This window comes from Caballeronia zhejiangensis (assembly GCF_022879815.1).
In the GTDB taxonomy this organism is placed as follows: Bacteria; Pseudomonadota; Gammaproteobacteria; order Burkholderiales; family Burkholderiaceae; genus Caballeronia; species Caballeronia zhejiangensis.
On record NZ_CP084284.1, the window covers coordinates 375,406 to 395,874 of the forward strand.

19 protein-coding genes are annotated in these 20,469 nt (G+C 63.4%); 12 read left to right on the forward strand and 7 right to left on the reverse strand.

Going from position 1 to position 20,469, the window contains the following annotated elements:
- The gene (locus LDZ23_RS16225; protein ID WP_425306902.1) at positions 1–825 is read left to right on the forward strand and encodes a L,D-transpeptidase; all 825 of its coding nucleotides are present in this window, start codon (positions 1–3) and stop codon (positions 823–825) included.
- 15 nt (positions 826–840) lie between these two features.
- On the opposite strand, the gene LDZ23_RS16230 is transcribed toward LDZ23_RS16225, so the two are convergent.
- Together LDZ23_RS16230 and LDZ23_RS16235 are read right to left on the reverse strand one after the other, a co-directional pair.
- Positions 841–1,725 (reverse strand): DMT family transporter, encoded by an 885-nt coding sequence (locus LDZ23_RS16230; RefSeq protein WP_008353796.1) that lies wholly within the window; start codon positions 1,723–1,725, stop codon positions 841–843.
- Positions 1,726–1,812: 87 nt separating this feature from the next.
- A complete protein-coding gene (locus tag LDZ23_RS16235; RefSeq protein ID WP_008353795.1) occupies positions 1,813–1,998 on the reverse strand; it encodes a hypothetical protein in 186 nt (61 codons plus the stop codon).
- Between the two features lie 181 nt (positions 1,999–2,179).
- Here LDZ23_RS16235 and LDZ23_RS16240 point away from each other — a divergent pair, with 181 nt between their 5' ends.
- The 6 genes from LDZ23_RS16240 (at position 2,180) to LDZ23_RS16265 (ending at position 10,381) form a co-directional block, all read left to right on the forward strand.
- Entirely contained in the window at positions 2,180–2,935 is a 756-nt protein-coding gene (locus LDZ23_RS16240; RefSeq protein ID WP_008353794.1) for a DeoR/GlpR family DNA-binding transcription regulator, read from the forward strand.
- 873 nt (positions 2,936–3,808) lie between these two features.
- Positions 3,809–4,882: a 2-aminoethylphosphonate ABC transporter substrate-binding protein gene (phnS, locus tag LDZ23_RS16245; RefSeq protein WP_008353793.1), complete on the forward strand. Its 1,074-nt coding sequence runs from the start codon at positions 3,809–3,811 to the stop codon at positions 4,880–4,882.
- On the forward strand, positions 4,882–5,943 hold the full coding sequence (gene phnT / locus LDZ23_RS16250) for a 2-aminoethylphosphonate ABC transport system ATP-binding subunit PhnT (RefSeq protein WP_008353792.1): 1,062 nt from the start codon (positions 4,882–4,884) through the stop codon (positions 5,941–5,943). Before phnS ends, phnT begins: the two co-directional genes overlap by 1 nt.
- Positions 5,921–6,862 carry a 2-aminoethylphosphonate ABC transporter permease subunit gene (locus LDZ23_RS16255; RefSeq protein ID WP_008353791.1) on the forward strand — a complete coding sequence of 314 codons (942 nt, stop codon included), beginning with the start codon at positions 5,921–5,923 and terminating at the stop codon, positions 6,860–6,862. Before phnT ends, LDZ23_RS16255 begins: the two co-directional genes overlap by 23 nt.
- 1 nt (position 6,863) lies before the next feature.
- Positions 6,864–7,682, forward strand: coding sequence for a 2-aminoethylphosphonate ABC transport system, membrane component PhnV (gene phnV / locus LDZ23_RS16260; RefSeq protein ID WP_008353790.1), 819 nt, complete (start codon positions 6,864–6,866; stop codon positions 7,680–7,682).
- Between the two features lie 245 nt (positions 7,683–7,927).
- On the forward strand, positions 7,928–10,381 hold the full coding sequence (locus LDZ23_RS16265) for a glycogen/starch/alpha-glucan phosphorylase (protein ID WP_008353789.1): 2,454 nt from the start codon (positions 7,928–7,930) through the stop codon (positions 10,379–10,381).
- Positions 10,382–10,389: 8 nt separating this feature from the next.
- Here LDZ23_RS16265 and LDZ23_RS16270 read toward each other — a convergent pair whose 3' ends face one another.
- On the reverse strand, positions 10,390–10,716 hold the full coding sequence (locus LDZ23_RS16270) for a hypothetical protein (RefSeq protein WP_008353788.1): 327 nt from the start codon (positions 10,714–10,716) through the stop codon (positions 10,390–10,392).
- Positions 10,717–10,826: 110 nt separating this feature from the next.
- Positions 10,827–11,234 (reverse strand): DUF6232 family protein, encoded by a 408-nt coding sequence (locus tag LDZ23_RS16275; RefSeq protein WP_008353787.1) that lies wholly within the window; start codon positions 11,232–11,234, stop codon positions 10,827–10,829.
- 186 nt (positions 11,235–11,420) lie between these two features.
- On the opposite strand from LDZ23_RS16275, the gene LDZ23_RS16280 reads away from it, so the two are divergent.
- The 4 genes from LDZ23_RS16280 to LDZ23_RS16295 all read left to right on the forward strand — a co-directional run bounded on the left by LDZ23_RS16280 (position 11,421) and on the right by LDZ23_RS16295 (position 16,375).
- Entirely contained in the window at positions 11,421–11,714 is a 294-nt protein-coding gene (locus LDZ23_RS16280; RefSeq protein WP_008353786.1) for an ArsR/SmtB family transcription factor, read from the forward strand.
- Positions 11,715–11,768: 54 nt separating this feature from the next.
- Entirely contained in the window at positions 11,769–12,830 is a 1,062-nt protein-coding gene (locus LDZ23_RS16285; protein WP_008353785.1) for an alkene reductase, read from the forward strand.
- 157 nt (positions 12,831–12,987) lie between these two features.
- On the forward strand, positions 12,988–14,679 hold the full coding sequence (aspT, locus tag LDZ23_RS16290; protein WP_008353783.1) for an aspartate-alanine antiporter: 1,692 nt from the start codon (positions 12,988–12,990) through the stop codon (positions 14,677–14,679).
- A gap of 49 nt (positions 14,680–14,728) precedes the next feature.
- The gene (locus tag LDZ23_RS16295) at positions 14,729–16,375 is read left to right on the forward strand and encodes a bifunctional aspartate transaminase/aspartate 4-decarboxylase (RefSeq protein ID WP_244808191.1); all 1,647 of its coding nucleotides are present in this window, start codon (positions 14,729–14,731) and stop codon (positions 16,373–16,375) included.
- A 60-nt stretch (positions 16,376–16,435) separates the two neighbouring features.
- Here LDZ23_RS16295 and LDZ23_RS16300 read toward each other — a convergent pair whose 3' ends face one another.
- On the reverse strand, positions 16,436–17,632 hold the full coding sequence (locus LDZ23_RS16300; protein WP_008353780.1) for a porin: 1,197 nt from the start codon (positions 17,630–17,632) through the stop codon (positions 16,436–16,438).
- 240 nt (positions 17,633–17,872) lie between these two features.
- Between LDZ23_RS16300 and LDZ23_RS16305 the strand changes: the two genes are divergently transcribed.
- On the forward strand, positions 17,873–18,241 hold the full coding sequence (locus LDZ23_RS16305; protein ID WP_008353779.1) for a nuclear transport factor 2 family protein: 369 nt from the start codon (positions 17,873–17,875) through the stop codon (positions 18,239–18,241).
- A gap of 15 nt (positions 18,242–18,256) precedes the next feature.
- On the opposite strand, the gene LDZ23_RS16310 is transcribed toward LDZ23_RS16305, so the two are convergent.
- Both LDZ23_RS16310 and LDZ23_RS16315 read right to left on the reverse strand, forming a co-directional pair.
- Positions 18,257–19,372, reverse strand: a complete 1,116-nt coding sequence (locus tag LDZ23_RS16310) for a succinylglutamate desuccinylase/aspartoacylase family protein (protein ID WP_008353778.1) — start codon at positions 19,370–19,372, stop codon at positions 18,257–18,259.
- Between the two features lie 199 nt (positions 19,373–19,571).
- Positions 19,572–20,366 carry an ABC transporter substrate-binding protein gene (locus LDZ23_RS16315; protein WP_008353777.1) on the reverse strand — a complete coding sequence of 265 codons (795 nt, stop codon included), beginning with the start codon at positions 20,364–20,366 and terminating at the stop codon, positions 19,572–19,574.
- Positions 20,367–20,469 lie beyond the last annotated feature (103 nt).

Consider the following 20,469-nt stretch of genomic DNA (forward strand, 5'->3'; position numbering starts at 1 on the left):
GTGCCCTTGCCGCCGGAAACACCCGAGCCGAATCTCGCGCAGCGCAGCGGCATGCAGCCGGCCGGCGCGTATGCGATGCGGCAGACCTTCGCGAAGGAAGTCGATCGGCGGCTCAATGTGCCCGTCGCGGATCAGCAGGGCTACGGCCGTCTGCTGCAACGTACGCTGGAAGAAGACGGTCACGGCGGCCTCGTCAACGAATTCGTCGTGATGGTCGATCGCAGCGCGAACGTGCAGGCGATCTTCGTCTATTTCCGCGCGAAGGCCGACGATGCGTGGTCGATGATCGGCGCATCGCCGGTATCGACGGGGCGTCCCGGCAGTTACGATCACTTCCTCACGCCGCTCGGCGTCTTCCAGCATGTGCCGGGCAACATGGACTTTCGCGCCGAGGGCACGCTCAACGAGTTCAAGATTCGCGGCTACGGCGCGCGCGATATGCGTATCTACGATTTCGGCTGGGCCGAAGGCGAGCGCGGCTGGGGCCATGGCGGCAAGTCGCCGATGCGCTTTCAGATGCACGCCACCGATCCCGAGAAACTGGAGCCGCTGCTCGGCATGCGGCACTCGAAGGGCTGCGTGCGGATTCCGTCGACGCTCAACACGTTCTTCGATCATCACGGCATTCTCGATGCGCAATACGAGGCGCGCGTATCCGAAGGCCAGTCGATGTGGGTGCTGAAGGCCACGCGCAAGACGACGCCCTGGGCGGGGCATTATCTCGTCGTCGTCGATACCGGAAGGAAGACGCGGCCCGCGTGGGCGCCGGGTCCGGGCAAGGCGGTGCGCGAGCACATCCCGGCGGGCGCGGACACGGTCGATTGAGGCGTGCCGGGCGTGCTATTCCGAGCGCGCGAGCAGCACGCCCGCGAGCGCGAGGCCGAAGCCCGCGAGCTGCATCGCGTCGAGCGTCTCGCCGAATGCGAGATAGCTTTCGAGCGCGGCGAGCGGCGGCGCGAGAAAGAGCAGGGCGGTCGCGCGCGATGCGTCGCCGCGACGGACCATCCATACGAGCAGCGTCGTCGCGACGCCCGAGAGCATCACGATGCCCCACGCGAGCGCGAGCCACGTCGTCGTGGAGACGATGAAGCGATGCTCGCCTAGCGCGATCACGAGCACGAGCGCGACGATCGTCGCGCCCGCGTTCTGCAACGCGCTGGCGCTGCGGATATCGGCGCGCGCGAGCGAAGTCTTCTGATACAGCGTGCCCGCGGTGATCGCGACGACGGCGAGCACGGCGATCGTCGCGACGAGCCATTGCGGCGCGTGTCCGGACGATGCGTGCGTGACGGGCGCGCCGCTCGCCGCGATCTTCGGCGCGAGCACGAGCGCGACGCCGAAGAGGCCGAGCACGAGCCCGCTCCATGCGCGCGGCGAGAGCCGTTCACCGAAGAGCCGCGCGGCGACGGCGGCGGTCAAAAGCGGTTGCAGCGCGCCGAGCAGCGCCATGATGCCCGCGCCCATGCCTTGCGCGACGGCCCAGTAGCCCGCGCCGAGATAGACGCCTTGCAGCAGCGCGCCGGCGAACAGATGCCGGCCGATGTCCCCGCCTTTCGGCCATGGCGCGCGCGTGACGACGGCGATTGCGAGAAACAGCAGCGTCGTGCCGCCGAAGCGCGCGAGCAAATAGAGATTCGGATCGACGTAGGGCGTGATCGCCCTTGCGACGATGAAACCCGTCGACCAGAGAAACACGAAGACGGGTGCGGCGAGAATCGAGACCATGTGAGGCAAGCGGCGAAACGAAATGCCGCAGTATCGGCCGGAACGCTTGCGCGCGTCTTGTCTAACCGTGCACTTCGGCGCGGCGCGTCATTCGATGGTGAACGTATCGAGCGGCTGATTGGCGCGCGCTTCGCCCTCGAAACGCCGCGATAGTTGCGCATGCAAGCGCTTTGCCTCGTCGAGTGTGAGGTCGATCCAGTAGGGATCGCCAGCCGCGTCGTTCAGACGTTCGGGAGGGAACTGGATTTCGATCACCACGCCTTTCTTGTACATCGTGTTGCCTCGTTCAAAGCTCGTGCATAAGGCACGAAGTCTAGCGGAGGCGTGCTTGTCGATTGCGTACCCGGGGGAAAGAATTCATTGCGCGTCGTGGCTTGACGAATCGCGCTTGCCAGAGAAATGCCACATAGGGCCGCTAAACTCCACACGCCGCCTTGCCTTTCTTCATCGAACGATGCTCGCCGAACAACGTCACCAGTACATCCTCTCCGAATTGGACAAGCATGGCGCGCTCGCGGTGGCGGATCTCGTGCGTGCGTTGTCGGTGTCGCGCGAGACGGTGCGGCGCGATCTCAACGCGCTCGCCGGACGCGGGCTCGTGACGACGACGCATGGCGGCGCGTTATCGGTCGACCGGCGCGAGCCCCACGTCGATGTGCGCGAAGCCAAGAACGCGGCGGCGAAACATGCGATCGGCGTGCGCGCGGCGGCGTTCGTGCCGGACGGGGCGTCGCTCGTCATCGATTCGGGAAGCACGACGCAGGCGTTGGCGCGTGCGTTGGGGCAGCGGCATCGGCTGACGGTGTATACGAACGACTGGCGTATCGCGATGTTGCTGGCGCGGCGCAATGGCAATCGCGTGACTTTGCTGGGTGGCGAGATCGCCGATCTCGAAGATGCGACGTTCGGGCTCGATACCATTCAGCAGCTTGCGCAGTATCACGCGGATTTTGCTTTCGTCGGGGCGGGGGGGATTACGAATGACGCGCATCTGACGGATTATTCGCGGCTCGCCGCTGAGGTGCGCGGGAGCATGATCGCGTCTGCTGCGTGCCCGGTCGTGGTTGCTGATTGCTCGAAGTTCGGCCTGGTTTTGCCAGTTAGGATCGCCGGGTTCGAGGCGGTTCGGTTTCTGGTTTGTGAAGCTCTGCCTGAGCGGGGGGTCCGAAGGGCGCTGGCCGCGCGGGGGCTTGAGGTCGTTGTTGCTTGATTTTTGTTGTTCGCTTTCGATGGGTCTCGTTTTCGTGTCGGCTCCGGGGTTTTCGCCGGATCCCGTTTTCTTAGTGGTCTATTAGCGTTGCCCCTGTGCGGGGCGGCACTTACTTTCTTTGCTGCTGCAAAGAAAGTAAGCAAAGAAAGCAGCTTCTGATACGCCCGCGGTCACACGCAATTTGGGTAGTCCTCTCGTCGATCGTGGGCTGCCTAAAGAGTGCCCTCAAACACCTAATCGGGCTTGGCTCGCGCACGGTCTGTGTCATCGCACCACACAACAAACGGGTTCAGCACCAAATAGCTCCGGCCCGCTTCGCGGCCGACCGGTCCATCGGGGATGCATGTGCTTCTCTACTAACGTCTCCATCTCACGGCACTCGCCGCTCGCCGGTTTCCCTTGCGGACCCGGCGGCAGCGCGTAGCGCTGTGCCGAAGCTATTTCGTGCTGAACCAGCGCGCTTAACGTTTTCGGGCGGCAGACCGTGCGCGAGCCAAGCCCGACTGGGTGTTTGAGGGCACTCGTAAGGCGAGTGCCGCCTGTGACGAGAGAACTACCCAAATTGCGTGTGACCGCGGGCCGTGACGAGCTGCTTTCTTTGCTTACTTTCTTTGCAGCAGCAAAGAAAGTGAGTGCCGCCCCGCACAGGGGCAACGCTAATAGACCGACACCATAACGGGATCCGGCAAAAAGCACAGAGCTAAAAGCACAGAGCTAAAAGCAGAGAGCTAAAAACAAACCACAAGCCCCTTGGCGAAATATGCAAATACGTGGCGACCCGTGGCGCCTTCACGTCGATGTCACACATCTCTGCAATATTCCGGGTCGAAGGTCGCCCCCGACCTTCATCGATCCCCGACACGAGAGACCACCATGACCCGCGATTCCCGCTTCGCGCGCACTGTGCTGCCGGCGTTCGCCGCCGCGTTTGCTCTGCTTGCCGCGATGCCCGCTCACGCCGCCGACGCCGTCGTCCTCTACACCGCCGATGGCCTCGAGAATCTCTACAAGGACGTGCTTCCCGCATTCGAAAAGAAGGAAGGCGTGAAGGTCAACATCGTCACGGCGGGCAGCGGCGAAGTGGTGAACCGCGCGACCGTCGAAAAGGATTCGCCGAAAGCAGACGTCCTCGTCACGCTGCCGCCGTTCATCCAGCAAGCGCAACAAGGCGGCCTGCTGCAGCCGTATCAGAGCGTGAACTACAAGAACGTGCCCGCCATCGCGAAGGAAAAAGACGGCGCATGGGCCACCTTCGTGAACAACTATTTCTCGTTCGCGATCAATCCCGAAGTCACGAAAACCGCGCCCAAGACCTTCGCCGATCTCCTGCATCCGAGCTACTCCGGCAAGATCGCATACTCGAATCCAGCCACGGCAGGCGACGGCATGGCCGTCATCATCCTGACGTCCGCGCTGATGGGCGAAGACCAGGCTTTCAATTACCTGAAGGATCTCGAACAACACGCGAAGTTCCATACGAAGGGCACGGGCTATCTCGACGTGCTGCTCTCGCGTAACGAGATCGCATTCGCGAACGGCGATCTGCAAATGGACCTCGACGATGCCGCGAACGGCGGTCTCTCCATCAAGCCGCTCTTCCTGTCGCACAAGGCAGGCGAAGCGCCGAGCACATTCCAGCTTCCGTATGCAATCGGCCTCATCAAGAGCGGACCGAATCAGGCGGCGGGCAAGAAGCTCATCGACTATCTGATGTCGTCGGATGTGCAGTCGAAAGTGCCCGATATCTACGGCATCCCCGGCCGCACCGACGTGCCGCTCGCCGGCAAGAACGGCGAAGCCGTCAAGCAGGCGATCTCCGGCGTGAAGCTCATTCCCGTCGACTGGAACGAAGTCATGCAGAAGAAGGCGGGCTGGACCGAGCGCTGGAAGACCGAAGTGATCGGCAACACCGGCAAGCAGACCGACGTCGTCAAGCCGAAGTCCTGATGAGCGCCGTCCCCAAGGAAGCGTTCGGCGTCGATCAAACGCCGGGCGTGCACATCGATCGTCTGACGGTGCGCTTCGGCACGCGTACCGTGCTCGACGATCTCTCGCTTCGGATCCAACGCGGCGAATTCCTCACCGTGCTCGGCCGGAGCGGATGCGGCAAGACCACGCTGCTGCGCTTCATCGCCGGCTTCGTGAAGGCCGATGCGCTCGCGGGCACGCTCGCCGTCGCGGGCCGCGATCTCACGCACGTGCCGCCGCATCAGCGCAATCTCGGGCTGCTGTTCCAAAGCTATGCGCTGTTCCCGCATTTCTCGGTGTTCGACAACGTCGCGTTCGGCTTGCGCGCACGCAAGCTGAAGACGGGCGAGATCGCGCGACGCGTCGCCGATGCGCTCAAGCTCGTGCAGCTTTCCGATGCCGGTCACGTCATGCCCGCGCAGCTTTCCGGCGGCATGCAGCAGCGCGTGGCGCTGGCGCGCGCACTCGTCATCGAGCCGGACGTGCTGCTGCTCGACGAGCCGCTCTCGGCGCTCGATGCGAATCTGCGCGCTTCGGTGCGCAGCGAGCTGAAGGCGTTGCATGAGCGCTTGCCGAATCTGACGATCGTCTGCGTGACGCACGATCAGGACGATGCGCTCGTGCTCTCCGACCGCACGCTGCTGATGCGCGATGGCCGCATCGCGCAACTCGGTGCGCCGCGCGAGCTGTACGACGCGCCCAACGATGCGTTCGTCGCGCGCTATCTCGGTGCCGCGAATTTGCTGCCGCCGCGCGTGGTGTATCCCGTCGGCGATGCGCGGCACGACGAGCGCGAACGTCTCGCGTGCATTCGTCCCGAACGATTCGCGATCGCGCCGTTGGGAGAAGGCCATCTGCATGGCACGATCGCGTCCGTCGAATGGTATGGCGCGGCGCTTTCCATTTCCGTTGCGCTCGATGCGTTGCCCGGCGAGCCCGTGCTCGTGACGACGCAGCGCGGCCATTCGCGCATGCCGGACAAGGGCGCGCGCGTTTCCCTTCGCTTCGAGGCTGACGATGTCGTCCTTGTTCGTCGCTGACAGCGTCGCGCGCGACGAACGCGGCATCTGCGACGCCTATCTCTCCGCGCAATTCGCAGCGCACGCCAAAGAAGCGCAACGCCGCGAGCGCAAGGCGCGGTGGCATCTGCTCTTCATTCTCGTCGTCGTGCTCGGGCCGCTCGTGGTGTATCCGCTCGCGCGCCTCGTCATGTCGAGTGTGACCGGGCCGCACGGTTTCTCGCTGCACGCGTACAGCGCGTTCTTCAGCAACCCCGAAACGCGCGGGATGATCGGCACGACGCTCGGTATTCTCTTCGCGAGCGCGAGCATCGCTTCGTTGCTCGGCGTCGCGCTCGCATCGATGCTGTTCTTCAGGCCGTTCGCGCTCGCGCGCCTGCTCACGCGTTTTCTGGAATTGTTCGTCGCGTTTCCGTCGTTTCTGGTCGCGTTCACGCTGATCTTTCTATACGGCTCGCAAGGTTCGGTGAGCATCGGTCTGCAGCGGATCTTTTCGCTCGATGCGCCGCCGCTCGATTTCCTTTTCGGCATCGGCGGCGTGATTCTCGCGGAGGTCGTGTTCTATGCGCCGTTCGTCGTGCGTCCGACGCTCGCATCGTATGCGACGCTCGACATGCGGCTCGTCGAAGCCGCAAAGAGCCTCGGCGCCGATGGCTGGATGGTCGCGACGAAAGTCGTCTTGCCGCTCGCGTGGCCGGGCATCGCGGCAGGCACGATCCTCTGCTTTCTGCTGACGTTGAACGAGTTCGGCATTCTGCTCGTGCTCGGCAGCGCACATCTGATCACCTTGCCGATCGCGATCTACAGCGCCGCGACCGTCGACCTCGATCTGGCCACCGCGGCCGCGGGTTCGGTCGTGATGCTGTTGATGTCGCTATCGCTCTATGCGTTGTATCGACGCGTGAATCGGCAAACGAGTCGCCGTTCGGGAGAGCGCTGACATGCAACTCATCGCTGCTGCGTTCAGACCTCGCGCGCTCCTGCGTCATGCGTTCACGGGCCTCTTCGCGTTGCTGTGCTTCTGGCTCTTCGTGCTGCCGGTGATCGTCGTCGCGTTGTCGAGCGTCGCGTCGCACTGGTCCGGCACGATCCTGCCCGATGGTTTTTCCACGCGCTGGTTCGCGCGTCTTTCATCGAGCGATCTCGATGCGGTCGCGACGAGTCTCGAAGTCGGCCTGGGCGTCGCGTTTCTCGGCACCGCGCTGGGACTCTGGCTCGCGCTCGCGCTGGAAGGGCGCGACCGGCGCGGTCTCGGCGCACTCGTCGATGCCGTCGCGATGATGGGCAGCGGCGTGCCGAGCGTCGTCCTCGGGCTCGCCGTGTTGATCGCGTATCACAAGCGTCCGCTCGATCTGTCGGGATCGGCCGCAATCGTCGTGCTCGTGCAACTCGCGCTCGTGTTGCCGTTCTGTTATCGATGCGCCGCCGCGGCGCTGCGCCCCGAGCTCACGACGCTGCGCGAAGCCGCCGCGAGTCTCGGCGCGCCGCCGCGCATGGTGCTCTCGCGCGTGGTATTGCCGCAACTCGTGCCCGCGATCCGCGCGAGCCTCGCGCTCGGTTTCGCGCTCTCGCTCGGCGAACTTGGCGCGACGCTCACCGTGTATCCGCCCGGATTCGCGACGGTGCCGATCGTCGTCGTCGGGCAGGTGAATCGCGGTTACTATCTGCCGGCGTCCGCGCTCTCGCTGATTCTGCTGGGCGTATCGCTCGCGGCGCTTCTGCTGATCGCCGCACGCGCGCCACGCCGCTCCATCGCATGACAAACATACGGAATCCGAACTAAATATCGATGCCATCATGTGCCCGCAAGCTCTTCGTTAGCAATTTGCGGGCCGCTCTCCGTTTCCGCCTTGTCATACCAAAAAAAATAAAACTGGCGTAACCTGCACGTTCAGGCACGTCCGCACCCGCCAGACCGGGGCAGGGCGCCAATTCGGTGCGTCCGGATTGAACTCCCGTCAGGCTTTCGCGGTCGTTGCATATGTTGCAAACACCGGAGGTTTCGATGACATCCGTCGATCTGGAATTCGACCAGCTCAACAGTACCGTCGATGCGCTCAGGCGCTCCATCTCGAACCGCCTGATGTACGGCGTCGGCAAGGATGCAGTCACCGCGCAGCCGCGGGACTGGCTTCACGCCGCTGAACTGGCCGTGCGGGATCGTCTCGTCGCGCGCTGGATGCGCACCACGCGGCTCCAATACGAACAGGACGTGAAACGCGTCTACTATCTGTCGATGGAATTTCTCATCGGCAGAACTTTCAGCAATGCGCTGCTCGCGCTAGGCATCTACGACGAAGTGCGCGATGCGCTCGCCGGCTTGGGCGTCGATCTCGCGGCGCTCGAGGAACTCGAGCCGGACGCCGCGCTCGGCAATGGCGGCCTCGGACGCCTTGCGGCCTGTTTCCTCGATTCGATGGCGACGGTCGGCGTGCCGGGCTTCGGCTATGGCATCCGTTACGAATACGGGATGTTCCGTCAGACGATCGTCGACGGCAATCAGGTCGAGATGCCCGATTACTGGCTGCGCGCGGGCAATCCGTGGGAGTTTCCGCGGCCCGAAGTCGTGTACACCGTGCATTTCGGCGGGCGCACGGTGCAACATGACGATCGCACCGACTGGATCGACACCGAGCACGTCAACGCGATGGCCTACGACACGGTCATTCCCGGCTTCGCGACAACGGCCACCAACACGCTGCGCCTGTGGTCCGCGCGCGCAACCGACGAGTTCGATCTCTCCGCGTTCAATCAGGGCGACTATCGGCGCGCGGTGGAGGCGAAGAACACATCGGAACATGTGTCGCGTCTCTTGTATCCCGACGACTCGACTCAGGCCGGACGCGAGTTGCGTCTGCGTCAGGAATACTTCTTCGTCTCCGCGACGATGCAGGATCTGATACGCCGCTATCAGCGCACGCATACGCACTTCGGTCGGCTCGCGGAAAAGGTCGCCGTGCATCTGAACGACACGCATCCGGTGCTCGCGATTCCGGAGCTGATGCGCCTGCTCGTCGATCGGCATCATCTGCCGTGGGACAAGGCGTGGAAGCTCGTGCAGCAGATGTTCTCCTACACGAATCACACGCTGATGCCCGAAGCGCTCGAAACATGGGACGTCGAGATGCTCGCGCGCTTGCTGCCGCGGCATCTGGAGATCATCTTCGAGATCAACGCGCAGTTCCTGAAGCAAGTCACCGAGAAGTTCGGGCGCGATGTCGAGCTGATTCGGCGCATCTCGCTCGTCGATGAATTCGGCCAGCGGCGCGTGCGCATGGCGCATCTCGCGATCGTCGCGAGTCACAAGGTGAACGGCGTATCGAAGCTGCACTCGCAACTGATGGTGCAGAACATCTTCTCCGACTTCGCGCGCATGTATCCGGAGCGCTTCACGAACGTGACGAACGGCATCACGCCGCGCCGATGGCTCGCGCAGGCGAGTCCGTCGCTGTCATCGCTGATCGACAAGCGGCTCGGGCCGCGCTGGCGCACCGATCTCTTCGAGCTTGGCAGGCTGCGCGAATGGCGCGACGATCCGGAGTTCTGCAAGGCCTTTCACGATGCGAAGTTCGCCAACAAGCTGCGGCTCGTGGAACGCGCGAAACGGGACGCCAACGCGATCATCAATCCGGAAGCGCTGTTCGATCTGCAGGTGAAGCGCATCCACGAATACAAGCGGCAATTGCTCAACATCCTGTATGTGATCGTGCGCTATAACCGCATCCGCGAAAATCCGGAGCAGGACTGGACGCCGCGCGTCGTGATGTTCGCGGGCAAGGCGGCGTCCGCGTACAAGATGGCGAAGAACATCATCAAGCTCATCAACGATGTGTCCCGCAAGATCAACACGGACCCGCTCATCGGCGATCGGCTGAAGGTCGGCTTTATTCCGAACTACGGCGTTTCCGTGGCCGAGCTCATCATTCCGGCGGCGGATCTGTCGGAGCAGATTTCGATGGCGGGCACCGAAGCATCGGGCACCGGCAACATGAAGCTCGCGTTGAACGGCGCACTGACAATCGGCACGCTCGATGGCGCGAACATCGAGATCTGCGATGCCGTGGGGCGCGAGAATATTTTCATCTTCGGCAACACGACCGACGAGATCGAATCGTTGCGCGCGGCGGGTTATCGGCCACGGCAGATTTACGAGGAAAACGCGGAGCTCAAAGTCGCGCTCGACCAGATTCGACTCGGGCACTTCTCGCCGGAAGAGCCGCACCGTTTCTACGACATCTTCCATACGCTCGTGGACTGGGGCGATCACTACATGGTGCTCGCCGATTTCGACAGCTTCGACAAGACGCAGACCGAAGTCGATCTCAAGTACCGCGACAAGGATGCGTGGACGCGGAGCGCGATCGAGAACGTCGCGGGCATGGGCATTTTTTCGTCGGACCGCACGATCGCGGAGTATGCGCGCGACATCTGGCACGTCGAGCCGTTGCAGATCACCTGACGACGCGTTCAGCGCCGTGTGATGCGCGTAATGCGCGTCACGCGGCCGAGCGTTGCGTTGGGAAAATGCGCGGTGAGCGTGCCGATGACATCGTTGATGTCATCGCGATCGGTCTCGACATGGAGCGTGGTGCAATCGCGGAGGCGGCTCGTCTCCACGATATAAGCCTGCGTGCCCGCGCCGAACGCATACGCGAGCATGTCGCGTGCGGCCGACGAATCCAGTCCCGGAACGGTGAGATCGAACGCGACGCAGTGGCGTGCTTCGCGGCGGCGCGGCGAGCCGCCGTTGACCACGCGCGAAAGAGCGATCGAGTCGAATGTGCGGATATCCATCGATGGAAGCCGTCCGGCGACGGCTCGTTGTGGCGATGCCCGCACTCTAGCGCCGCGCGCCTAAAGGCCGGGCTAAAGAAGCGCGCCGCCGTGTAAACGGCGCATCAAGATCAGGCTTGCGATGACTTCGCGCCTGCGCTCGCCGCATGTTTCGCGACCGCCTCGCCGACGAGCGCCGCGACCTTGTCCGCGAATTCCTGATCCTTCGTGATGAGCACTTCGCGCTCGCCGTCGGGCGTCGCGACCATCAACTGATAGATCACGTCCTGCGTGATCCAGGTGAGATAACCCACGACGACGATCATCACGCCGAGCACGAGCGCCGCGCCCGAGCCGGTGAAGATGCCCGCGCCGAGCACGATCAGCCCGATCAGCGCGATGATGATCGGCAAAGGCTTCTGGCGCGGGATCATCACGACGCGCGCGGCGCGCAGATCGCGCAGCGGAATCATCTGACCGGACGCCGAGAGTCCGGCGCGCGAAAGCGTCACGCCACGTTCATTGAAAGGAGTATCCATAAGGGTTGTGCAGTCTTCTTGCAGCCGATGAAACCGGGGAGCGTACCAGACGGCGCGGCGCGGCGGCATGTCGCACATCGACGCATTCGGCGGGGTTTGCATATCGTAAATTTACGATATATACTTCGCAGCAAGACGATTCGGAACAGGCTGCACGTTCCGTCCGTCAGACGCACGAGCAACGAAATGGACATCGACGCAATTCACAAGGCCCTCGCCAACCCCCTTCGCCGCGAGATTCTGGAATGGCTGAAGGAACCCGAGCTGCATTTCCCTGATCAGGAATTGCCGCACGTGCACGGCGTTTGCGCGGGTCAGATCGATGGGCGCTGCGGCATGTCGCAGTCCACCGTTTCGGCGCATCTCGCGACCTTGCACAAAGCCGGACTCGTCACCACGAAGCGCGTTGGACAGTGGGTGTTCTTCAAGCGCGACGAAGCGGTCATTCAGGCGTTTCGCGATTCCATCGGGAATCTCTGAGCTTGCTTGCCATTCGGTGAAAGTCTGCTTTCAATTTCATTAGGAATCCAATTCATGTCGACTCTTTTCGATCCGCTTAAAGTTGGCGCACTCACGTTGAAGAACCGCATCATCATGGCGCCGCTCACGCGTCAGCGCGCGGGCGTCGAACGCGTGCCGAACGCGTTGATGGCGCAGTACTACGCAGACCGCGCATCGGCGGGGCTGATTCTGAGCGAAGCGACGTCGGTGACGCCGCAAGGCGTCGGCTATGCCGACACGCCGGGCATCTGGTCCGACGAGCAAGTGGAAGGCTGGAAGCTCGTCACGAAGGCCGTGCACGAAGCGGGCGGCAAGATCTTCCTGCAACTGTGGCACGTCGGCCGCATTTCCGATCCGATCTTTTTGAATGGCGAACTGCCGGTCGCGCCGAGCGCGATCGCGGCGGGAGGACACGTGAGCCTCGTGCGTCCGCAGCGTCCGTACGTGACGCCGCGCGCGCTCGAACTGGATGAAATCGCCGGTGTCGTCGCGGCGTACCGCAAGGGCGCGGAAAACGCGAAGCGCGCGGGCTTCGACGGCGTCGAAGTGCACGGCGCGAACGGCTATCTGCTCGACCAGTTCCTGCAGGACAGCACGAACAAGCGTACCGACGCCTACGGCGGCCCGATCGAAAATCGTGCGCGCCTGCTGCTCGAAGTCGTCGATCAGGCTATCGAAGTTTGGGGCGCGGATCGCGTCGGCGTGCATCTTGCACCGCGCGCGGATTCGCACACGATGGGCGACAGCGATCGCGCCGCGACCTTCGGTTACGTCGCGCGTGAACTGGGCCGCCGCAAGATCGCGTTCATCGCGGCACGCGAGCATGAAGCCGCCGACAGCCTCGGGCCGCAATTGAAGAAGGCGTTCGGCGGCGTGTATATCGCCAACGAAGGCTTCACGAAGGCCAGCGCCGAAGCGATCATCGCCCGCGGCGACGCCGATGCCGTCGCGTGGGGCAAGCCCTTCATCGCGAATGCGGATCTGGTGCGCCGCTTCGAAGTCGATGCCGATCTCAACAACTGGGACACGTCGACGTTCTATGCGCCGGGCGCGAAGGGCTATACGGATTACCCGTTGCTCGAAACGGCGGAATAAGACGCGTCGAAGTTAGCGTCTCGATGAAAACAGCGGCTCCGGCCGCTGTTTTCATTGATGGTTTCAAAGCTGCACCAAATAGTGTATTGCTGGCGTTCGGATCATTCATTCCCTTCATCGCTGATGTGCGAGCGGCTCATACCGCAAAGGAGTGCCTATGTCCTGGCTTACGGCAACACTGCGCAGTTATCCTGAAATCGCCATCTTTCTGTCGCTCGGCGTCGGCTATTGGGTCGGCGGAAAAAGCTTTCGCGGCTTCAGCCTCGGCGCCGTGACGGCGACCTTGCTCGCGGCCATCGCCATCGGGCAACTAGGCATCACCATTTCGTCGAACGTCAAATCGGTCTTCTTTCTGATGTTCCTGTTCGCCGTCGGTTACGGCGTCGGTCCGCAGTTCGTGCGCGGCATCGCGAAAGACGGCTTGCCGCAGGCGATCTTCTCCGTCATCCAGTGCGTGCTGTGCCTCGCGGCGCCTTACGCGGCGGCGAAGATCGCGGGTTATGACGTCGGCTCGGCGGCGGGCCTGTTCGCGGGCTCGCAGACGATTTCCGCTTCGATGGGCCTTGCCACCGACGCCATCAACCGGCTCGGCCTGCCGCCGGATCAGGCGAAGGCGCTGCTCGACGCGATGCCGACCGCCTACGCCGTGACCTATATCTTCGGGACGATCGGCTCCGCGCTGATTCTCGCGATGCTCGGGCCGAAGCTGCTCAACATCGACCTCGTCGCGGCCTGCAAGGAATACGAGGCGACGCTCGGCGGCGGCGGCGATCTCGGCGGCGCGGGGCAGGCGTGGCACAAGTTCGAACTGCGCGCGTATCGCGTGGCCGAGCACGGGCGCGCGGCGGGCATGTCGGTCGCGCAGGCCGAAGCGCTGGAGCCGGAAGGCGCGCGGCTCTTCATCGAGCGGATTCGGCGGGGCGGAACCATTCAGGAAGCGAAGATCGACGACGTGCTGCAACCGGGCGATGTCGTCGCGGTCTCCGGGCGGCGCGAGCTGCTCGTCGATCTGCTCGGCGGCGTCGCGACCGAAGTGGACGACGCCGAACTGCTCGCCGTGCCGATCGAAGGCGTCGATATCTACGTGACGAGCAAGGCCGTCGACGGCAAGACGCTGCAGGAGCTCGCGCATATGCCCGCGTCGCGCGGCGTGTTTCTGCGCAAGATCAAGCGCGGCGCGACCGAAACGCAGATACCGATTCTGCCGAGCACGAAGCTGCATCGCGGCGACACGATCACGCTCGTCGGCCGGACGCAGGACACGTCGGCGGCGGCGAAGGCGATCGGCGTGCTCGACCGTCCGACCGACGCCGCCGACATGGCGTTCGTCGGCCTCGCGATCACGCTCGGCGCGTTGATCGGCGCGCTCGTGCTGCATGTCGGCGCGATTCCGCTCACGCTGTCGACGGCGGGCGGCGCGCTCATCGCGGGCATCGTGTTCGGCTGGCTGCGCGCGATCCATCCGACGTTCGGCCGCATTCCGTCGCCGACGATCTGGTTCATGAACTCAGTCGGCCTGAACGTCTTTATCGCGGTCGTGGGGATTTCGGCGGGGCCGGGCTTCGTCGCGGGCTTGCAGAAGCTCGGCGTGAGTCTCTTTCTGTGGGGCATTTTTGCGTCGGCGGTGCCGCTCATCATCGGCATGTACATCGCGAAGTACGTGTTCAAATTTCATCCCGCGATCCTGCTCGGCATCTGCGCCGGCGCGCGCACGACCACCGCCGCGCTCGGCATGATCTGCGACGCCGCGAAAAGCCAGGTGCCGGGCCTCGGCTACACGGTGACGTACGCGGTCGGCAATACGCTGCTCACGATCTGGGGCATGGTCATCGTGATGCTGCTGACGTGACGCGGTCTTCCTGCCGCATTGTTTCCATCATCAATTCTGGAGGTGTTGGATGGCAAAGTCCGATAAATCGGGTTCCAACGACCGCGCCGGCATGGCGGCGCTCAGCCCGTTCGAGCTGAAGGACGAGCTCATCAAGGCGGCGGGCGGCGGGGCGGTCGAGCGTCCGGCCAATCTCGCGATGCTCAATGCGGGGCGCGGCACTCCGAACTTTCTCGCGACGATACCGCGTCACGGTTTCTGGCAACTCGGCCTCTTCGCGATGCGCGAGTCCGAGCGCTCGTTCGCGTACATGCCGGAAGGCGTCGGCGGTTTTCCGAAGCGCGAAGGGCTCGAAGAGCGCTTCGAGATTTTCGCGCGCGAGAACAAGGGCGTGCCGGGCATCGCGTTTCTTGCGGGCGCGGTGTCGTATGTACGCGATCAGCTGGGCCTGAACGCGGGCGACTTTCTCTATGAGATGTGCGAAGGCATCCTCGGATCGAACTATCCCGTGCCGGACCGCATGCTGAAGCTGTCGGAGCAGATCGTCGCGCAATATCTGCGGCGCGAGATGATCGGCAAGCATCCGTTCGTCGGCGAATTCGATGTCTTCGCGGTCGAAGGCGGCACCGCCGCGATGACCTACATCTTCAACACGATGCGCGAGAACTTCCTGATCGCGCCCGGCGACACGATCGCGCTCGGCACCCCGATCTTCACGCCGTACATCGAGATTCCGCGCCTGAACGATTACAAGCTGAAGGTCGTCAATCTGGAGGCGGACGTCGCCCGCGGCTGGCAATACTCGAAGGCCGAGCTCGACAAGCTGCGCGATCCGAAAGTGAAGGCGTTTTTCCTCGTGAATCCGAGCAATCCGCCATCGGTGAAGATGGACGACGAAAGCCTCGAATACATCGCGGAGATCGTGAAGGAGCGGCCCGATCTGATCCTTCTGACCGACGACGTCTACGGCACCTTCGCCGACGATTTCGTGTCGCTGTTCGCGTTGTGCCCGAAGAACACGATCCTCGTTTATTCGTATTCCAAGTATTTCGGCGCGACCGGCTGGCGTCTCGGCGCGATCGCGACGCATCGCGACAACGTGCTCGACAAGCAGCTCGCCGCGCTGCCGAAGGACAAACGGGCGGAGCTTCACGAACGCTACGAATCGATCACGACGGAGCCCGACAAGCTCAAGTTCATCGACCGGCTGGTTGCGGACAGCCGTACCGTCGCGCTGAATCACACGGCGGGATTGTCGACGCCGCAGCAGGTGCAGATGGTGCTGTTCTCGCTCTTCTCGCTGATGGACACGCCCGACGCGTACAAGAACGCGTTGAAGCGCCTGATCCGCAGCCGCAAGCAGGCGCTGTATCGCGAGATCGGCATCGCGCTCGAAGAAGAGGACAAGAACGAAGTCGATTACTACACGATCCTCGATATCGAATATCTCGGCGAGCGCAGGCACGGCCGCGAACTGGTCGACTGGGTCATCAAGAACACGGAGCCTTCGGAGATGCTCTTCAGGCTCGCGAAAGAAGCGCGTGTCGTGCTGCTGCCGGGGCGCGGCTTCGGCACGCAGCATCCGTCGGGGCGCGTGTCGCTCGCGAATCTGAACGAGAGCGACTACATGCAGATCGGCCGCGCGATCCGCAAGCTGATGGACGAGTACATCGAGCGCTATAACAAGGCCGTCGGCAAGAAGTCCGACAAGAGGTAAACAAATCGGGCCGCCCGATACGTCTGGCGGCCCGATCTCATGTCAACTCAGCAAGCAAGCTCAGAACTTGTGGCGGATGCCGATGCGGAACGCAAGCTGATCGTCTTCGCCCAGACCCGACGTGCCGAAGTAGCTCGACGACGACGAACCGATCGACGCCTGATTCTCGACGCCGCGGTTCGAACCCGAAGCCTTCTGATAGATGCCGAGCACGTACACATCGGTGCGCTTGGAAAGCGCGTAGTCGACGCTCGCGTCGACCTGGTTCCAGTGGCCGCTCGAGTTGCCCGTCATGTTCAGGTACGAGTAGCCGAGGCCGGCCGACAGCGCCGACGTGAAGCTGTACTTGCCGCCGATATCGAACGCGTTGAGCTTGGAGCTCGCGCCGTTGATCGGCTCGAACAGCGTGTTGGTCCACAGGCCGAACACGGTCGCCGCGCCGAACGCGTAGTTCGCGCCGACGCCGAACGTGCGCAGATCCTTGCCGGCGTTCGCGGTGCCCATCGTCTGGATGTTCGCGACGGCCGTGCTGAACGCGGGCGTCGATGCCGCCGGATAGCGGATGTCGGTGTACGCCGCGCCGATGCCGAACGGACCCGCCTTGTAGTTCAGGCCGAAGCTGTACGCGCGCGACGAACCCGCCGTCGTGGTCGTGCCGACGGTCGTGTTGGGCGTGCCCGCGAACGCGCCTGCCTGGTTCGAGAAGCTGTACATCGCGCCGAACGTCACGCCGTAGAAGCTCGCGCTGCTGAACTTGACCGCGTTGTTGATGCGGCTCGACGTCAGCTGGTCGACGTCGTTCATGTGATACGCGTAGTTGCCCGCGAGCGTCTGGCCGCCGATCGAATAGTTGCTGCCGAGGTAATCGGTCGAGAACGAATATTGACGGCCGAAGGTCAGCGAGCCGACGTCGTTCTTCGCGAGACCGACGTATGCCTGACGGCCGAACAGCGCGCCGCCCTGGCCGAGCGTGCCGGTGCCGCTATTGAAGCCGTTCTCCAACGTGAAGATCGCCTTCAGGCCGCCACCCAGGTCTTCCGAACCCTTCAGGCCCCAACGGCTGCCTTGCGCGACGCCGTCGTCGTACTTGAAGAGCTTATCGCCCGCGCGCGTCGCGGTTTGCGTGCTGTTGTTCACGTAGCTGATGCCGGCGTCGATGATGCCGTAGAGCGTTACGCTGCTTTGCGCTTGCGCGGACGTGGCGGCGAGGGCGGCAAAGGTGGCGAGCGCGGCGGTCGCCAAGAGATTCTTCTTCAAAACAAGCTCCGTATGATGGTTCGCGGTGTGGTTGTTGACGGTGTCTGCAGTGCGTCGCGCTCTGATGGCGCGTGGCGTTCGACGGGCGCAAATGTAGCGGGCGCTAAAGAAAGAAATGTGACAGTGCTTTCAGCCGCCTTGCGGTGTGTCGCGCGTGCAACAGGGATGGCGAAATATCGGCGCTTGTGTATTCGGCGCGTCCGATGCGATGCTCTCGGTTCCGTCACCGCGAGCGAAAACATGGACGAGCAAGGAATCCGCGAACTGGAGGAGCGCCTGAAGAAGGCGATGCTGGCATCGGACGTGGACGCACTCGATGCGCTAATGGCCGACGACCTCAGCTTCGTCGATGCGACCGGCAAGGTCTGGACGAAGTCCGACGATCTCAACGGGCATCGTTACGGCATGCAGCGCATCGAGAAACTGGACGTCGAGGATCAGAGCGTGCGCGTGTACGGCGCGTTTGCCGTGACGGTCACGCGCGTGACGCTTTCGGGAACGTTCGCGGGCGCGCCGTTCGCGGGCAGCTTGCGCTACACGCGAACGTGGGGCGACATTGGCGGCGCGTGGAAGATCGTCGCGGCGCAATGTTGTCTCGCGCCGTTCTGATCCGCCGCGAAACGCTTACGCCGACAGCAGCGAGCCCGTGCGATAGGCCTTCGCGCCCGCAATGCGCGCCACTTCCAGCCCGGCCGTCGCGAAGCGCGTGATATGCCGCGCGTACATCACGCCGGAGGTCGTGCACTTGAGCGTGGTGACGACATCGGTGAGGGGATCGACGATATCGGCGATCGGCTCGCCCGCTTCGATGAACGCGCCCACTTGCGCGCGAAACACGAGCACGCCCGACGCCGGCGCGACGATCGGCTCCGCGCCCGCGAGCGGCGTCGCCGGATACGCGAGCGGCGGCTGCTCGGGCACGGGCGCGTCGATCACGCCGCGGTGGATCAGATACTTGACGATGGCCTGCGCGTCTTTATCCGCGAGTTCGTAGGACACGTCGTGCTGGCTGCGCAGTTCGACCGTCACCGAAATGCCGCCATTCGGAATCGGGAAGCGCTCGCCGTAACGCTGGCGCAAATCCGACCAGCAGAAGCTGTGGATTTCGTCGAACGGATTGCCGACCGAATTCAGCGCGAGCAACGACGCTCTTGCATCGAGATAGCGCGCGAGCGGCTCGACTTCGTCCCAGATGTCCGGATTGGTGTAGAGATGCAGCGCGGCGTCGAGATCGCAGTGCAGATCGAGCACGACATCGGCGTCGAAGGAAAGCTTTTGCAGCGCGAGGCGTTGCGATTCGAGCTCGGTGTGCGGCGTCTGCTCGTCGAGCGCTTCTTTCATCGCGGCGCGCACGGCGAGCTTGTTCGCGCCGGCGTCCTTGCCGAGGCGCGCTTCGATGCGCGGCGCGATCAGCGCGGCGAGATCGTGGAAATTGCGGTTGAAGTTGTGGCCGCTGTTGGTCTCGAAGCGGCCCATCAGCGTGCCGTGCAGATGTTGCGACAGGCCGATCGGATTCGGCACCGGCACGATGACGACTTCGCCGCGCAGCTTGCCCGCCGCTTCGAATTCGGCGAGCTGGCGGCGCAGACGCCATGCGACGAGCATGCCGGGCAGTTCGTCCGCGTGCAGCGACGACTGGACGTAGATTTTCTGGCCGCCGCCGGGGCCGTAGTGAAAACTCGTGATGTTGCGGGAAGTGCCGAGCGTCGGCGAGATCAGGGAATGAGTTCTGGTTTGCATGTTGGTCGCGCGCAGGCGAGTGCGCGGTCTTGCCTCGGAAAAGTGCTCCGCGCCGCGGCGTCTCCTTCCGTCGGCGCTGTCTCGAACGTTCGATCTTAGCGGAAATCGGCCGCCGAAACCGCTGTCCGAAAAGCAAACGGGCTCCGCGCCCTTGAGCGCGGAGCCCGTTCGTCAGCCGGTGTGGCTTGTGGCGAGCGGCTTAGCTGCCGTACACGTCGAAGTCGAAGTACTTCTTTTCGAGCTTCTTGTAGGTGCCGTCCTTGATGATGTCGGCGATAGCCTTGTCGATCTTCGCCTTCAGATCGGTGTCTTCCTTGCGCAGACCGATGCCCGCGCCGTTGCCGAGCGTCTTCGGATCGTCGATGTTTTGACCGGCGAAGTCGTAGCCCGCGCCGCGCGGCGTCTTCAGGAAGCCGATTTCAGCCTGCACCGCGTCTTGCAGCGCGGCGTCCAGGCGGCCCGAGATCAGATCGGCATAGACCTGGTCCTGGTTCTGGTACGGCGTGACCGTCACGCCCTTCGGCGCCCAGTAGGTCTTGGCGTAGGTTTCCTGGATCGTGCCCTGTTCGACGCCCACGTTCTTGCCCTTCAGGCTTTCGGCCGTCGGCAGGATGTTGCTGCCCTTTTTCGCGACGAGGCGCGTCGGCGTGTTGAAGAGCTTGCTCGAGAAGGCGATCTGCTCGGCGCGTTGCGGCGTCATCGACATCGAGGAAAGCACGCCGTCGAACTTCTTCGCCTTGAGCGCGGGAATCATGCCGTCGAAGTCGTTTTCCACCCACACGCACTTTGCCTTCAGGCGCGCGCAGATCTCATTGCCGAGATCGATGTCGAAACCGACCAGCTTGCCGTCGGAACCCTTCGACTCGAACGGGGGATAGCTTGCGTCGACGCCGAAACGGATCGTCGAATAGTCCTTCGCAAGCGCCGGCGTGACGGCGGTGAGCGACGTGGCGGCGAGAAGGGACATCGTCAGTGCCGCGAGCAGTTTCTTCACTGTTTTAACTCCAGAAGGTGGTCAGTTCAGCCCGGAAGGTCTCGTACCGGACGTCCGGCGCGTCGTTGGGCGCCAGAGCATGATATTCCGCGGATCGTGTCCG

What these genes read in the sequence shown, in the direction of transcription:
- LDZ23_RS16230 (WP_008353796.1), bottom strand. Translation starts at nt 1,725, where the DNA reads ATGGTCTCGATTCTCGCCGCACCCGTCTTCGTGTTTCTCTGGTCGACG.
- LDZ23_RS16235 (WP_008353795.1), bottom strand. Translation starts at nt 1,998, where the DNA reads ATGTACAAGAAAGGCGTGGTGATCGAAATCCAGTTCCCTCCCGAACGT.
- LDZ23_RS16240 (WP_008353794.1), top strand. Translation starts at nt 2,180, where the DNA reads ATGCTCGCCGAACAACGTCACCAGTACATCCTCTCCGAATTGGACAAG.
- phnS (WP_008353793.1), top strand. Translation starts at nt 3,809, where the DNA reads ATGACCCGCGATTCCCGCTTCGCGCGCACTGTGCTGCCGGCGTTCGCC.
- phnT (WP_008353792.1), top strand. Translation starts at nt 4,882, where the DNA reads ATGAGCGCCGTCCCCAAGGAAGCGTTCGGCGTCGATCAAACGCCGGGC.
- LDZ23_RS16255 (WP_008353791.1), top strand. Translation starts at nt 5,921, where the DNA reads ATGTCGTCCTTGTTCGTCGCTGACAGCGTCGCGCGCGACGAACGCGGC.
- phnV (WP_008353790.1), top strand. Translation starts at nt 6,864, where the DNA reads ATGCAACTCATCGCTGCTGCGTTCAGACCTCGCGCGCTCCTGCGTCAT.
- LDZ23_RS16265 (WP_008353789.1), top strand. Translation starts at nt 7,928, where the DNA reads ATGACATCCGTCGATCTGGAATTCGACCAGCTCAACAGTACCGTCGAT.
- LDZ23_RS16270 (WP_008353788.1), bottom strand. Translation starts at nt 10,716, where the DNA reads ATGGATATCCGCACATTCGACTCGATCGCTCTTTCGCGCGTGGTCAAC.
- LDZ23_RS16275 (WP_008353787.1), bottom strand. Translation starts at nt 11,234, where the DNA reads ATGGATACTCCTTTCAATGAACGTGGCGTGACGCTTTCGCGCGCCGGA.
- LDZ23_RS16280 (WP_008353786.1), top strand. Translation starts at nt 11,421, where the DNA reads ATGGACATCGACGCAATTCACAAGGCCCTCGCCAACCCCCTTCGCCGC.
- LDZ23_RS16285 (WP_008353785.1), top strand. Translation starts at nt 11,769, where the DNA reads ATGTCGACTCTTTTCGATCCGCTTAAAGTTGGCGCACTCACGTTGAAG.
- aspT (WP_008353783.1), top strand. Translation starts at nt 12,988, where the DNA reads ATGTCCTGGCTTACGGCAACACTGCGCAGTTATCCTGAAATCGCCATC.
- LDZ23_RS16295 (WP_244808191.1), top strand. Translation starts at nt 14,729, where the DNA reads ATGGCAAAGTCCGATAAATCGGGTTCCAACGACCGCGCCGGCATGGCG.
- LDZ23_RS16305 (WP_008353779.1), top strand. Translation starts at nt 17,873, where the DNA reads ATGGACGAGCAAGGAATCCGCGAACTGGAGGAGCGCCTGAAGAAGGCG.
- LDZ23_RS16310 (WP_008353778.1), bottom strand. Translation starts at nt 19,372, where the DNA reads ATGCAAACCAGAACTCATTCCCTGATCTCGCCGACGCTCGGCACTTCC.